Annotated in this window: 12 protein-coding genes; all 12 read left to right on the forward strand. The window is 40.7% G+C overall.

Annotation, left to right across the window (positions count from 1 at the left end):
* Positions 1-50 precede the first annotated feature (50 nt).
* The 12 genes from CI595_RS12835 to CI595_RS12890 all read left to right on the forward strand — a co-directional run bounded on the left by CI595_RS12835 (position 51) and on the right by CI595_RS12890 (position 15,630).
* Positions 51-2,489, forward strand: a complete 2,439-nt coding sequence (locus CI595_RS12835) for a glycoside hydrolase family 2 protein (RefSeq protein WP_095173670.1) — start codon at positions 51-53, stop codon at positions 2,487-2,489.
* Between the two features lie 667 nt (positions 2,490-3,156).
* Positions 3,157-4,386 carry a zinc ribbon domain-containing protein gene (locus CI595_RS12840; RefSeq protein WP_095173673.1) on the forward strand — a complete coding sequence of 410 codons (1,230 nt, stop codon included), beginning with the start codon at positions 3,157-3,159 and terminating at the stop codon, positions 4,384-4,386.
* A gap of 661 nt (positions 4,387-5,047) precedes the next feature.
* Entirely contained in the window at positions 5,048-7,063 is a 2,016-nt protein-coding gene (locus CI595_RS12845) for a polysaccharide biosynthesis protein (RefSeq protein WP_408608197.1), read from the forward strand.
* A gap of 548 nt (positions 7,064-7,611) precedes the next feature.
* Positions 7,612-8,301, forward strand: coding sequence for a PglD-related sugar-binding protein (locus CI595_RS12850; RefSeq protein ID WP_095173677.1), 690 nt, complete (start codon positions 7,612-7,614; stop codon positions 8,299-8,301).
* A gap of 75 nt (positions 8,302-8,376) precedes the next feature.
* The gene (locus CI595_RS12855) at positions 8,377-9,003 is read left to right on the forward strand and encodes a sugar transferase (protein WP_095173679.1); all 627 of its coding nucleotides are present in this window, start codon (positions 8,377-8,379) and stop codon (positions 9,001-9,003) included.
* 15 nt (positions 9,004-9,018) lie between these two features.
* Positions 9,019-9,933: a glycosyltransferase family 2 protein gene (locus CI595_RS12860; protein WP_095173681.1), complete on the forward strand. Its 915-nt coding sequence runs from the start codon at positions 9,019-9,021 to the stop codon at positions 9,931-9,933.
* Positions 9,934-9,946: 13 nt separating this feature from the next.
* Positions 9,947-11,170, forward strand: coding sequence for a glycosyltransferase (locus tag CI595_RS12865; RefSeq protein ID WP_095173683.1), 1,224 nt, complete (start codon positions 9,947-9,949; stop codon positions 11,168-11,170).
* A 22-nt stretch (positions 11,171-11,192) separates the two neighbouring features.
* Positions 11,193-11,747, forward strand: a complete 555-nt coding sequence (locus CI595_RS12870; protein WP_095173685.1) for an acyltransferase — start codon at positions 11,193-11,195, stop codon at positions 11,745-11,747.
* Positions 11,748-11,955: 208 nt separating this feature from the next.
* The gene (locus CI595_RS12875) at positions 11,956-12,798 is read left to right on the forward strand and encodes an acyltransferase family protein (RefSeq protein WP_095173687.1); all 843 of its coding nucleotides are present in this window, start codon (positions 11,956-11,958) and stop codon (positions 12,796-12,798) included.
* Between the two features lie 18 nt (positions 12,799-12,816).
* On the forward strand, positions 12,817-13,761 hold the full coding sequence (locus CI595_RS12880; RefSeq protein WP_095173689.1) for a hypothetical protein: 945 nt from the start codon (positions 12,817-12,819) through the stop codon (positions 13,759-13,761).
* Between the two features lies 1 nt (position 13,762).
* Positions 13,763-14,842, forward strand: coding sequence for a glycosyltransferase (locus CI595_RS12885; protein WP_095173691.1), 1,080 nt, complete (start codon positions 13,763-13,765; stop codon positions 14,840-14,842).
* A 2-nt stretch (positions 14,843-14,844) separates the two neighbouring features.
* Positions 14,845-15,630, forward strand: coding sequence for a glycosyltransferase family protein (locus CI595_RS12890; RefSeq protein WP_095173693.1), 786 nt, complete (start codon positions 14,845-14,847; stop codon positions 15,628-15,630).
* Positions 15,631-15,642 lie beyond the last annotated feature (12 nt).

Consider the following 15,642-nt stretch of genomic DNA (forward strand, 5'->3'; position numbering starts at 1 on the left):
AGAACATATAGGGCAGCGGCGGGATTGTCGACTGTGGAGAGGGGAAGCAGATGAAACGCATTTTAATAAGGAAAGAATGGAAACTACAGGGGCCGGATGAAAAAGAGCTGGAAATAAAAGAAATGCCGAGTCAGGTCCATGATATTCTGCTGGATCATCAATTGATTTCCAATCCGAATATTACAGGGATCAATCAAGATCAATGGATTGGGGAGACACAATGGTGTTACAGAACAGAGTTTGAGGTGGAAGATAGTTCGGGAGAATGGAACCTTCGTTTTCAGGGGCTTGATACATTTGTTGATATATATCTGAACAATGAACTGGCAGGGGAAAACAAAAGTGTGTATATGCCCTTGGTTATTGAAAAAGTTCCCTGTATGAAGAAGGAAAATGTCCTGGAATTGAGAGTGAATCCACCCAGGCCCGAGCTTGAGAAGATTTCACTTCCGGAAAAATACAAAGACAGAGTACCGGAATTCTGTAAAGCCAGGGTTTTCCGCTCCGGCTATCATGAGTTTTCCGGACCAAAACCGGATCTGATCCGAATGGGAGTTTACGGAGATATTTATCTGGAAAAGGTGGAGCAGGATGGAATCCGGGAAGGGGTTATGGATATCAGCTTGGGAGAAAATTGGGAGGAGGGGCGCGTGCGGGTCGACTTTTCTTATTTTCATCCCCAGACGGATCGGATGCTGGAGTATAGGATAACAGATATGCAGGGAGATCTTGTATGTGAGGGTACAGAAAAAGCACATACGGAATATTTGGAGATCACTGTGCCGCATCCGAAATTATGGTGGCCGCGTTCTCACGGGGAAGCCAATCTTTACCATTTACATGTGACAGAAAAGGTGGGAGAGGCTGTTCTGGATACTTATGAACGGCAGTTTGGTTTCCGAAGGATTGAAAAGAAAGGGGATATGGAATTTACGGTCAATGGCAGGCCGCTGAAACTATGGGGGGCAAACCTGGCACATGCAGATACCATGACCGGATGTTACGGCAGAGTGAAAGAGAAGCTGTATGGACTGCTGGATTTGGCTGAAATGGGGAATTTCAACTGCCTCCGCATCTGGGGTGAGAGTGAGATCCTGGATGATGATTTTTATAATGCGTGTGACCGAAGGGGAATACTGCTGTGGCATGATTTTTACCTGGGTTTCCATATGTACAGTGAGGAGGAGGAAATGCTTTCCATGTGCAGACGGGAGGCGGAATATTTGGTGAAAAGACTGAAGCATCATCCATCTATCCTTCTCTGGTGCGGGGGAAATGAAATGTACTGGTCCCGGGATATGCAGTATGAGGGAGCGTATTGTTTTGGAGAAAAAATCTTCTGTGAAATTTTTCCGGAGGTTTGCCGGGAACTGGATGCCGGAAGATATTATCATATTTCCTCGCCGTCCGGAGGTGCATTTTCCAATGATCCGTCCGGAGGAGATACCCATGGATATACCCATCTGTGGTTTGTACCGGGAAGGGAATATCCGGTATTTCTAAGTGAAAACTGCAGAGTTTCGGCCCCTGAACTGAAAACCATGAAAAGGATGATGGTGCCGGAGGAATTATGGCCTGCCGGGTATCAGAATATCAGTACCAAAAGAAAGCCCCTGGCCTGGCCAGAAACGTGGAATCTGCATAATACCAATGACGGGGCAGTTAAATTAGGGCCTGTGGAGCATTATTATGATGCGGAAAATGCGGAGGAACTTATTTACCGTATCGGCATGGCTCACAGTGAGTATATCAGAAGAGATGTGGAGCGATTCCGGCGGGGAAGATCGGAGACCGATGCAGACAGGAAGCGGCAGACAAAAGGGCATCTGCTTTGGAAATTCAATAATAACAGCAATATTATTTCTTACGGGGTTGTGGACTATTTTAATGAGCCTATGCGGGCATATTATGCTTTGAAGAGAGCCTACGAACCGTTTCAGATTTCTTTTTCTATTGGAAATCATATTACTTTGTGGGCTGTAAACGACACAGTCGGGAAAAAAGAAGGAAGTGTGAAAGTACAGCTTTTCAGCCTGACAAAAAACAGGGTGGAACGTGAAATGACAATGCCATTTTTCTGCGGTCCCGATGAGTCAGTGCAGGTGGGGGATCTGGATGTTTTTGGACAGTTTAAAAAAGATTGTGTTCTTGCAGCGCGTGCAGTGGACGGGCAAGGCGAAATGCTGGCAGAAGCAGTGGATTATGCGGAAATGGAAAGAAGGATTTCTTTTCCGGACAGAGGAGAATTATCCTGCAGAGTTGAGGCGGGAATGCTTGTGCTGGAATCAGATACCTTTGCAAGATGTGTGGAACTGTGCGGAGGAGAAGACGGCCAAGAGTTTGGCTGGCTTTTTGAGGATAATTACTTTGACCTGCTTCCGGGAGTGGAGAAGAAGATTAAGGTTTACGGGAGACATGAGAAAGGAATCGTACAGGTCAAACCGTATTATTGGGAGAAGGGGATCACTGTCGATTATATGAAAAATTAAAAAAGGTTATTGAGCCGGTGCGTGTTTCTGTGATGGGATGCGTATCGGTTTTTTTCTATGTTTTTTTGTATGGGTTTAATTGAGAGAAAATATCGGTTTTTGCGAAAAATACCAGGATATCATACTATTTCTGACGTAATATTCTAAGAAATGCGGCAAGATGAATCGCAAAAAAAGTATTAACAAAATACTTATTTTTGTTTTTTGTCGTATCCTAGTTTAACGCTAAAAGCTGATAAAGTCAATATGCAAAAAAAATATAGCAGATTTTCAGTTGGCCTGGTGTTGTCTTTGGTAAAAATATATTTACGGGAGTTTTGGTTTATATGATTTCTTTTCGTAATCCATGATTCTAAGGCAATTAAGGCAATTCTAAGGCATAAGAGAATGAAAGTTCCTTTAAAGCTCAAAGAAATTCTCTATAAGTGGTCAAAATAATGGTACATATTTATTAAATTCTCAATCTTATTTTATCTGTGTCTTATTTCCAAATGGAACTGGAATTAGATGTCTTTTTATACATCCACTTCTCTTTTAAGATCCCCTTAATTTAAAATAAGTGGTCAGTAAAATGGTCAGATGCTTTAAAAGTGCCATTTTAGCCGGCTTTTTTCTATAATGCCGCATTTCTTAGAAAAATGCGACATATGGAAAAACAGGTAAATGGATGAAAACAGGATACTGCATTAAGACAATAAAATATCAGCTTCGATGTGCCCATCCGGAATGGTTTGCCAGTACAGAGAGGTATTATCGGGAGGTTCTGAATTTTTATTATCACCTGCTTTTGCAGCGGGAGGAACTTTGGAATTTGAATTCTTTCCAGACACAGAGGGAATTGGAATGTCTGACAATAGAGGGCAGAGATGGAAGGCAGCCAGTATACCCCCTTCCGTTTACAAAAGTTCCGCTCTATTTCAGACGCTCTGCCATCAATAAAGCCATAGGATGTCTGAAGAGTCATCTTGGCTTAAGCAAGTCTGTGGATAAAAAGGAAGAATTTAACCTGGTTCTGCCGGAAACCATAGAGGCGTCTCTCACCTATTTTAAAGGGATGTATCGGGAGTTTACGGACACAGGAATCACACTCAAAGTGTGGGACGGCAGCAGTTGGCACTGGATGGAATGCCGTTTGAAGGGAATTTCATTTCCGGAAAATGCAGTGATCTTATCCCCGTCAGTTGTTCTGGACGGCAAATTTAACTGGCTTCATGTTCCCATAAAACAGGAAACAACAGATGCCAGAAATGCCAAAGAACGCATGAATAGCGGTGACAATATCTGCAGCATTCAATTTACAAATACAGATATTTTTGCCATGTGCTGTGTGCTGGACGGAGAAGGAAAACAGTTGGCAGTCCGCACCTGCCGGGGCGGTGATGCATACCGCCATCAATGCAGACGTCTTCTGGATAAAATAAATTTTTCCAGACAATATACGGACAAAGACAATGTAGAACTGCCAAACAAAAAATATTATATACATCTAAAGAACCTGTCTGAATACTATTCACACAAAGCAAGCCGTGAAATTGTGGACTTCTGTGTGGAAAAAGAGGTAAAAGTGATAGTCCTGCCCTTGTATGATGCTGATTTCAGCAGAATGGTACAATACCGTTCCGGAAATTTTACACCGTTGCATCTGAGCAACAGGATAAGAGAGTATTTGAAGTATAAGGCATGGGAGGCAGGGATTATTGTACTGGAACACAGCGCAGATCATACAAGCAGCCAATGTGCCATATGCGGCGGAAATGTAAAAAAACAGGGAAGCCAATACTTATGTGAAAATGGTCATCAAGGCAGCCGCTTTCTGAACAGCGCCAGAAATCTCGGGAGAAAATGTCAGGAAGATTTCAGGAAAAAGAGAGGCTGTTTAAATAAAATTAAAAATTGATAAGTAATAATATTTATTAGGATGTATAAGTTGTTTTTGAAAAAAACAGATGAAGTAATTGGATATAGGTGTGTTTTTCACTCTTATATAGATACCGGGAAACCGGAAAAGGGCAGATGCCAATGGCGTTTGTTCTTCGGTGGAATATCGCCGGCTGGCTTCATAAGGGGTCAGCAGAGAATTGTCCGTTCGCAGTTGGACAGACAATATTCAAAGTAATAAAAGAAAGATATGAAAGTAAAGCAATAAAGATGACGCAATAATAGTAAAGCGTTATAGAAGTAAACCAACAAAAATAAAGCAGTAAAAGTAAATGAAATAATTAAAAATCTGTAAAAAGAAAAGTTTTAAAAGTTTTGGAAATACGAGGGGAGATAATATGTGGCAGATAATCATTGTGCTGCTGCTTCTGCTGGTACTGTTCCTGTTTGTGATGGTATTTGCTTTGGCAAAGATCAATTCCGGGAACAGAAGGAGAGAGGATGATGAGCAGGAGGCGTTTATTCGAGGCGGTAAGGACGCGGGAAATGACATGGGGACAGGAAATGCCCCTGGCATGACCAGCGAAGAGGAGAGGAAATGGAAAGCGGCGCAGGTGAATGAGGAAAGAGACAGAGTACAGGAAGAACTGCTTCGCAAGGCCGGTAAAAAGAAAAAGGTCATGGAACACTGGCAGGCCATCGCCCTGTGGCTGATGCTATACGATATTGTAGCTGTGAATGCGGCTTATCTTTTGGCTTTATGGGTCAGGTTTGACTGCCGGTATTCTCTGATCCCGGATGTTTATCTGGGGGCGTTTTTGAAATTTGCACCATGGTATACGTTGTTCAGCATTGTGGTTTATTGGACGCTGAGGCTGTATAAGAGTGTCTGGCGGTTTGCCAGCTTCAGTGAGCTGTTCCGGATTGGGGCGGCTAACGTGGTCACCGGGCTGTTCCAGATTATTGGGATCACCCTGATCTTTAAGAGGATGCCCATTTCTTATTATCTGTTTGGGATTATGCTGCAGTTTGTGTTTGCAGTGGCGGTGCGGTTTTCTTACCGGTTTATCCTGCTGGAGCGTAGCCGGAACAAACAGAGCGAGGAGGACGCAGTCCTTCACCGGGTCATGCTCATCGGAGCAGGGGCAGCGGGACAGATTATTATACGGGATCTGAACCGGGCCAGCGAGGTGAAGGCAAAGGTCTGCTGTATCATAGACGATAACCCGAACAAGACGGGGCGTTACATAGAAGGGATCCCCATTGTTGGAAACCGGGATGACATCCTGCTGAGTGCAGAGAAATATAAGATCGACCAGATCCTGCTTGCGATCCCCAGCGCGTCCGCTGAGGAGAAGAGGGATATTTTAAATATCTGCAAGGAGACAGGATGTGAGCTGAAGATACTTCCAGGCATTTACCAACTGGTGAATGGGGAAGTGGCGATCAGCAAGATGAAGAATGTGGCGGTGGAGGATCTGCTGGGAAGGGATCCGATCAAGGTCAATATGGAGGAGATTTTTAACGCGCTGCAAAATAAGACGATCCTGGTTACAGGCGGAGGAGGGTCTATTGGCAGTGAGTTGTGCCGGCAGATCGCAGCGCATGGTCCGAAGCGGCTGGTCATCTTTGATATTTATGAGAATAATGCCTATGACATAGAGCAGGAGCTGAGGAGAAAGTATCCTAAGCTGGATCTGGTTGTTTTGATAGGGTCGGTGAGGGACAGTCGAAGGATCAACAGCGTGTTTGCCGAGTACAGGCCTGATGTGGTCTATCATGCGGCGGCCCATAAGCATGTGCCTTTGATGGAGACCAGCCCTTGTGAGGCTATCAAGAATAATGTTTTGGGAACATATAAGACTGCCAGCGCTGCTCTGCAGAGTGGGTGCGAGAAGTTTGTGCTGATCAGTACGGATAAGGCGGTCAATCCTACAAATATTATGGGAGCCAGCAAGAGGCTTTGTGAGATGGTGATCCAGACCATGGACAGGCTGAGCAAGCAGGGGATGCCGGTTGTTTTGCCGGATTTGAACGGACATGATGGTGATGCAGATTATGGAATGGCTGCAGCTACCAGGGAAAGATTTTCCGAACAGGAAGAGAACCAGAGGAAGCCTACGGATTTTGTAGCGGTTCGGTTTGGAAATGTTTTGGGAAGTAACGGATCTGTGATCCCGCTTTTTAAGAAACAGATCGAAGCGGGCGGGCCGGTCACGGTCACCCATCCGGATATCATCCGGTATTTTATGACCATACCGGAGGCGGTGAGTCTTGTATTGCAGGCGGGAACCTATGCCAAAGGCGGAGAGATATTTGTACTGGATATGGGGGCGCCGGTAAAAATCGATACGCTGGCAAGGAACTTGATAAAGCTGTCGGGGTATAAGCCGGACGTAGATATATCGGTTGTGTATACGGGGCTGCGGCCTGGGGAGAAGCTTTATGAAGAGAAGCTGATGGCGGAGGAAGGGATGAAGACTACGCCGAATAGGCTGATACATATTGGGAAGCCGATTCTGTTTGATCTTGAGAAGTTTTTGGGGGACTTGGAGGAGTTGGCGGAGGCAAGTTATAACAATATGGAAGATGTTTGTAAGTTGGTGGAGAAAGTGGTGCCAACTTATAAACAGGATAAAGATGGAATGAGACTAGCTCATTCGTTGAGTTTGAAACGATGGGCTCAGCGAGGTTGAGAGTCTTGTTTATAAAAAGGCAATCATGCAGTTGCTTTGTCTGTGAATACTGTTACTTTGCATCTGACAGAAGAAATTGCTGGAGAGATGATAAACGGAAAGTTACTGTTCACCCCATTGCACGGCACCCGAGCAGTTAAAGTGATGGAGCCTAGTCATATCTGGGTCCTCGCTGCAGGTGACTTAAAATGACCTAGATGCCGTTACTAGCGCGGCCCCAGGATCGTGAATAGTAACAACGGAAAGCCTGATACTGGTAAAGGAGCGCTTGATGGATGAAATGTTACATAAAAGGATATGGCCTTTGGAGGAGCGGTGAATCAGGCGGTTTATGAAATGCTGTTTTGTGTTTGATGATACAGAGTACGGGAATTGAAATATGGATTTGGGAGCATTTGAAGAATTTTGAATTGTTCCCCAATATTAGAGCTGGAGTAATAGGTCGCATCTATAGAAGTCCCGTTAAGATTGATGAACGTAGAGCAATTTACGTAAGTATGATGCAGTGATAATTAAAGATGCTGCGGAATCTCGGGAGTTTCTTTTTAATGAATATAGACGGGAAGATGTTGTGTAAGAACACAGCGCAACCATATAGGAAAGACCCCCATGTGGGTAACCATACAGATATAGATAGAACATCGCAAAGGATAAAAACAATGAAAAGTTTACTGATTATAGGTACAGGCGGTCATGGAAAGGTAGTGGCTGAGGTTGCCAAAGATATCGGATATGAAGAAGTCGCTTTTCTGGATGACAACGTTCCTGAGTCAATCGGAAAAGTATCTGAAATTGAAAAGTTCAAAGATGAATACAGCGAAGCTTTTGTAGGAATTGGAAACAATAAGCTGCGCGGAGAGTTGATTCAAAAGCTACAGGACTACGGTTTTACCGTTCCGGTTCTGATTCATACGAGCGCTTATATCAGCAGAACAGCAAAGATAGACATCGGTACAGTTGTGGAGCCGAAAGCTATTGTGAATGCGAATAGTCATATTGGTGCAGGCTGTATTATTTCAGTTGGTGCTATTGTGGATCACGATGTAGAAATAGGTGCTTGCTGTCACGTTAATGCAGGAACAATCGTAAAGGCTGGCGGTAAGATTGAGAGCTTTAGAAAACTGGAAGCCGGAGAAGTTGTACCGGGATATGGTTCAGCGCTTGTAAGGGCGAACAGTAGTAGTGGATTTGTGAAAGAGTATGAAGAACAGACCGGGAAAGAGGTTAGTTTCTTTTGAATAGATGGAGTACACATCCTTATAGAGGATTGTCGATTCCAGAATTATTAAGGGGTACGAGAGGAAAGAGTCTTTATGTATAGGAAATATATTAAAAGATTAATTGATATTGTTTTAGCCCTGTTGGGATTAATTGTGGCCTCTTGGCTGTATCTGATCATCATGATTGCGATTGAGATTGATGACCCGGGGCCTGTGTTCTTTACACAGAAGCGTGTAGGAATACATAAAAAGCATTTCCAGCTAGCTAAGTTTCGTTCAATGAAAATGTCCACACCGCACGATATGCCTACCCATCTGTTGGAAAATCCTGAGCAGTATATCACACGAGTGGGAAAATTTTTGCGTAAAACGTCCCTAGATGAAATTCCGCAGCTCTGGAACATTTTGAAGGGCGATATGAGTGTAATCGGTCCGAGACCGGCTCTGTGGAATCAGTATGACCTGTTGGAAGAAAGAGGTAAATACGGAGCAAATGATGTGAAGCCGGGACTTTCAGGTTGGGCACAGATTTGTGGTCGCGATGAGTTGGAGATTAAGGACAAGGCGAGACTAGATGGAGAGTACGTTCAGAAGATGAGTTTCCTTTTTGACTGTCGTTGCTTTTTTGGTACTGTGATTAGCGCATTGAGGGGTGATGGTGTTGTTGAAGGTGGCACTGGCGAGATGAAGAGGGAACAGGCGATTGATAGTAAAAAGTAAGAAAGATGGAGTTGTATGGATACAATAAGGACAACGCAAGATGTACTGGTTAGTATAATTATTGCCACATATCATAGGGATAATGAATTGCATGAGGCTCTTATTTCCTTAACAAAGCAGACCTATAAATATATAGATGTCATTGTTGTGGATGATAATGCAGATACAGAATGGAATGCAACGGTAGCCTCACATATTGAAAGAATCCGACGGGAAAACGACCTCTCTATTCTCTACATCAAAAATGAGTGCAATCTAGGATCTGCTGCGACGAGAAATAGAGGTATTAAGGCAGCAAAAGGAAAATATATTACTTTTCTGGATGATGACGATGTATATCTTCCAAGGAAAATTGAAATGCAACTTAAGGATATAATAGCCGTGAATGCAGATTATGGATTAACTGATTTATATCTGTATAATGAAAAAGAAGAAGTTATTGATAAACGCATTCGTTCTTATATTAAGAATACAAGCACAAAAGAACTTATGAGGTATCATCTTTTATATCATATGACGGGAACAGATACTTTAATGTTCAAAACAGAGTATTTAAGAAAAATAGGTGGATTTCCTGGAAGTGATATAGGTGACGAATTTTATCTTATGAAGGAAGCAGTTCTTGGTGGAGGAAAATTCGTATATTCTCCTCATTGTTATGTGAAAGCCTATGTTCATACTGGAGAAACAGCCGGACTCTCCAGTGGGCAAAGGAAAATAGATGGAGAAAATAACCTTTATGAAGAAAAGAAAAGGTATTTCAATTTCTTGAGCAAAAAAGATATTAGGTATGTAGAGATGCGGCACTATGCGGTAATTGCGTTTGCTGAACTGCGCACGAAAAGATATGGAGCCTTTGTTTTAGATGCAGTTAAAGCATTTTCTTCATCTCCAATAGCGTGTGTTTATATGTTTTTAGAACATAGATAAGGGGATATAAGTAATGAGAGTCTTATTATTAGGTGGAGTTTTTGATGACTCCCACAATGATGAAATTGTATCGAAAACACGTACATATGTTGAATATGCGGCTAATAATTTTCAAAAAAAAATAATAGGCGGGTTGCAGGAATGTGGAATTGATCTTGAGGTAATTTCTGCACCTTTTATTGGAGCATATCCTAATGCATATGCAGACTGGTATTTTGATGGATTTGATCCTCGCGTAATAGATAATAGCGGTTATAAATATGTTAATTTTATTAATGTGTGGGGGATAAGAAATCTATCTAGGTCAAGGGCAGCTAGACGAGCGTTAAAGGATTTCATCGATTCAAATGATTCAGATAAACTTATTATCGTTTACACGTCTCATACACCATTAATTCAAGCTGCTAATTATGCTAAGAAAAAAGACAGTAGAATTAAAATTTGTTTAGTGGTTCCAGATTTGCCACAATATATGAATTTGGCAGATAACGTGTCAACTGTTTACAAGATTATGAAAAAGTTTGATGTTAAAGCGTTTCAAAAAGAAAATGCGTTGGTGGATTCCTACGTTATTTTAACTGAACCAATGGCTGAAGATTTAAAAATTGGGAAAAGGCCATATTGTGTGGTTGAGGGGATTTATCAGGAAGTATGTCGAACAAACTTGGAAAGAGAAAACACGGATATTAGAACAATTGTATATACAGGAAAACTGGATAGAAGTTTTGGAATCATGAATCTAGTAGACGCGTTTATGAAAATTGATGATGAAAATCTCCGACTTTTGATCTGCGGTAGTGGAGAAGAAAAAGAAAATGTCATAAGATGTATAGAACAAGACAAGCGTATCCTATATAAAGGTCAGGTTACGTCGGATGTGGCCAGACAGTATATTCTGGAGGGTGATGTCCTTGTAAATCCCAGACAAAATAATTCGGACTATACGAAATATTCATTCCCTTCGAAAATTATTGATTACCTTGCTACCGGTAATCCGGTTGTTGCATATAAATTGGACGGCATGCCGAAACAGTATCGTGATTTTATTTACTTTGTTCCAGATGATACGGTCGAAGCGCTGAAAAAAACAATTATGGAAGTTTTATACGGTGATGAGGAAATAAGAATTATAAAATCACAAAAAGCATTACAATATTTGCAAAGTGGCATTTCTCAGAAAGAAGTAGCAAAGAAAATTCTTTTTATGAATGTTGAAAAGGATTTTACAGGAGTATGAAAGCTAAGAAGAGGGGAAATAAATGATTTGGATGGTTGGTATGTTATTCACAAAGATAGAAAATTTGATTGAGCGATTCAAGATGCAATATGTTCTTTATTGTTTATCTGAGCATGGAACAAACTGTCATCTAGATGGTAAAAGTACAATAACAGCTCCTACTATTCATATGGGCAATAATGTTTTTATTGGGGGGGGGGCTACACTCATTTCTACCGGTGCGCATATTTATATTGGTAATAATGTTATGTTTGGCCCGAATGTTTCAATTGTTACTGGAAATCATCGAACAGATGTCATTGGAAAGTATATGATTGACGTAAAGGAAAAAAGAGAAGTGGATGATCAAGATGTCATTATTGAAGATGATGTTTGGGTTGGCATGGGAGCGGTTATCTTAAAAGGTGTTACGATTGGAAAAGGTTCAGTAATCGGTGCAGGTGCTATTATAGCAAAAAATGTTGAACCGTATTCAATTGTATCAAACAAACAAGAGCTAAGGATTAAAAAACGCTTCAGTGATGATGAAATTGTGGAACATGAAAAGTGTTTAAGGAAGAGGTACAGTGATGAGTGAAAAAGGCAGGTATAAATGGATTGATTCATGTAAGAGGATACGGAGCACTCGCTGTATTAATGTGCCATTTGATACAGTGGCTTATATCAAAAAGCATGATATCAGCTAATAGTGTGACAGACAGTCTGTTGAATGGTGCGCGGGCGGTTCAGATGTTTTATATTATTTCAGGTTTTACCGTATTTCTTTCGCTTGCAAGAGCACAAGAATGGGTGGGGGGGGGTACGGCCCGTATTTGAGGAAGAAATATCTGAGATTATTCCCTACATATGCCCTGATGGTTTTGGTTTATTATTTAGTAGGAAATGGATATTCAGTTAATTCATTTACACAAGACAGTGTCTTAATAAGGCCCATAGGAATTATATTGAATATCCTTGGATTGCATGGATTCAGCCCAATCTGGATAAACGCGGTTGTACCAGGTGGTTGGTATGTCGGTATTATTTGGATATACACTTGTTTGGCCCCTTTGTTGTTCAGAATTATTAGGACGACTTCGTCAGCAGTGAAATGTGTATTTGCGGGTCTTTTATTTAGAATTGCTTTTCACGTAATATGTAATCATTTATTGTTAGATGCTATCATTAGCGAATGGGCGGATATGTTTATTATAAATCAGTTTGTATTTTTGGCATTGGGGCAACTCCTGTACTTTTTTATCATTAAACGCGAGTTTCGTGTTCACATGACAGACCATATATTGTTGGCAGCTATGCTGATATATGTTGCGCTTCAAAAAGACACACTGATGGTATGGGCATTTGTTATTATTCTTATAGTAGTTTTGTTGACTGTTTTAGAAGACACGATTTTTGTGAATAAAGTGGCTTTATGGTTAGGAAAGTATTCGTATGAAATTTATTTGAGCCATATATTTGTTATGTATTATATATGCCAGATTCCATTTTTGAAATTTGAGAATCGGTATATAACGATAGGGGTGGCGTATATTGTCTGTGCAGTGGTAACGATTGTGTTTTCGGTAATACTGCATAAATTAGTTGGAATTATAATGAACAAATTAAAGAGTTTGTCTATTGTAAAATAAAATGTGGGAGCTATGCAAATGAATAGATTGGAATACCTCATTGCAAAACTGAAAAATCTTTTCTGGTGTACGATTCGAAAAATAATGGGGCATCAAAAATTTAAAAGAAATAAATATTATGACAAGCCGATTAAGGGAGTCGATGAATCTAACAGGTATATTTTTGAAATGTTGAAATCGGGAGATCCGTTTTTGGCTGCCAGATTTGGGGATGCCGAGTTAAGGGTCCTTGTATATACTCTTGAAAACGACTTGAAACTTCGCAAAGGTTACCCGGATTATATCAAAAAAGCAATGCATTTGAATGCAGGCTTTTTTCCGACAGACGAAGAGAATTTGTTGAAGTTTGGGCATCTTTTGTGGGAATCGAGCAAATCGGTTGATGTTTTCGGAGTATGGTTTAACCTGCTTGAGGATTATGTGATTCATAAAACAAGTCCAGATGCAGAATTGGTAGAATTAATAGGTCTGGAGCCTTATAGAAGCAAAAATCCGTGGAGTAAGGCATTAGAGCACAAAAAGGTACTCGTGGTACATCCATTTGAGGAATCAATACAGCATCAATATACTATTCATGATAAGCTCTTTCAAAATCCAGAGGTCTTGCCAGATTTTGAACTGCTGACTTATAAGGCTGTTCAGACCAATGCTGGGGGAAGTTGTGAATATGCGACATGGTTTGAAGCGTTGGATCACATGTTCGAAGAAATCAAGCAACTTGATTTTGATGTGGCTATTATAGGATGCGGAGCATATGGATTGCCGCTAGCGGCAAAAATGAAAGCATTAAATAAACAGGTTATCCATCTTGCTGGGGCAACACAAGTGATGTTTGGAATTCGCGGTGCTCGGTGGGATGTACGTCCAGAGATGCAACAGTATTTTAACGAATATTGGATTAGACCTTCTAAAAGTGAGAAGCCTAAAGATGCGAAAAGTGTAGAAGGCGGTTGTTATTGGTAAGATGAGTAAAGTAAAAGTATTGCATCAAGTGTTAGATCCGTCTGGAACGGGTGGAGTTAGTGCTGAATATAGAGCACTTAAGAATTCTAAATTGACAGAGATATATGATTTTGAACCAATGGTCTTGAATAACTTTTATGCTGGACTGAATTTGCATGATATTATGTTCTATTATAAGTATATAAAGAAAGTTAATCCGGATATTATCCATGTGAGAGGTGCTGCAATTGATGGTTTGAATGCTATTATTGCGGCAAAATTGACACATAAAGGAAAAATACTTGTAACAGTTCACGGTATGTATAGCGATTTGGTTTATATTAGTCCGCTAAAAAAATGGATTTGCAAAAATATAATCGAACGCCTGTCATTCCAATTGGCAGATGGCATTTCATGCGTTTGCCGACATGCAGCGGAGCGTGAATATTTCAAACCGTATGGTAAAAAAATGCTTCCTTTTGTATATAACCGGATGCCTCATTTTGATTTAAATATGAAAGAACAATATCGAGACGAAATTCGAAGACAATATAATATTCTGAAAGATGACATTGTTGGAATTTATGTTGGTAGAATGACCCGGGAAAAAGGCTTGGAGACCTTACTTGAGAGTTTAAATCGGCTGAAACAAGACTGGCCTGAGAAATTTACAGTTTTATTCGTGGGAGATGGAGACTTTAGAACAAAAATGGAACAAGCCTGTGTACAAATTTCGAATCGTATCCGATTTGCTGGTAATCAGAGTGATGTTGAAAAATACTATGCGGCAGGTGACTTTTTTCTTCAACCGTCTTTGCATGAAAACCATTCGATTTCGTTGCTTGAGGCCTGTGCAGCTGGTTTGCCGTGTATAGCGACGGACTGTGGTGGAAATGCTGAAATTGTAGAAGAAGGTATTACTGGTATTGTTATTCCGATTAGAGATGAGAAGGCATTAAGTGCAGCGATTTACACGATGTGTCAGGATGAAACAAGAAACTGGTATGCAAAGAATATATATAAATCAGATTATAGTAGATTTTCGGACGAAGCGGTAGATGATGTGCTGGGTGAAGTATATAAAAAATTGATGGAGAAATGAAGATGCTTGATAAAATATCTATCATATACAATACATGCGATAAGTATGAAAGCTTATGGCCAGGTTTTTTTACGCAATTTTACAAATACTGGCCGAATTGCACGAATGACATTGTTTTAAATACAGAGACAAAAACATATGAACATGAAGGTTTGAATATCAAAAGACCCAACACATATAGTGATGGATGCTCATGGAGTCAACGATTGATAAATTCGTTGAACAGTGTCAAAACACCATACATAGTAATGATTTTAGATGACTTTTATTTGAAATCGCCGGTCAACTTGGAAAAATTAACTCAATGTGTACAGCGAATGGATAAGGACCCTGATATTAAGTTATTTACATTTGGATGGCAGCCAGGCCCTAATAGAGAGGATATAGCAGATTTTGACTTTGAATTGCGTGGCAGGTTTGCAAAATACAGAGTGAATGCACAGATTGGTTTATGGCGAGTTAGCTACTTAAAGAAAATAATGAGGACATATGAAAATCCTTGGCAGTTTGAGTTGAATGGAAGCTTTCGTAGCTCTTTAGTCGGTGGAAAGTTGTATGCACTAAAGAAAGATGCCCCATTAGTCTTTGATTATGATTGGGGATTTTTAATTGTTCGCGGAAGGTTAAATCGTAAGGTTGCTAATTATTTTACTGAATATGAAGGGCTAAATATGAGCTTACCTTTTGAAGATTTTATAAAAGAAGAATATGTTCCACCATCTGGGTCGCGCTTTCTGAGAATGGTGAAATACTTTACTGAAATGGTAGGTTCCATTTTTAGAAAGTAGGAATGTGTTCTG

The sequence above is a fragment of the Blautia hominis genome (genome assembly GCA_002270465.1).
Taxonomy (GTDB): Bacteria; Bacillota; Clostridia; order Lachnospirales; family Lachnospiraceae; genus Blautia; species Blautia hominis.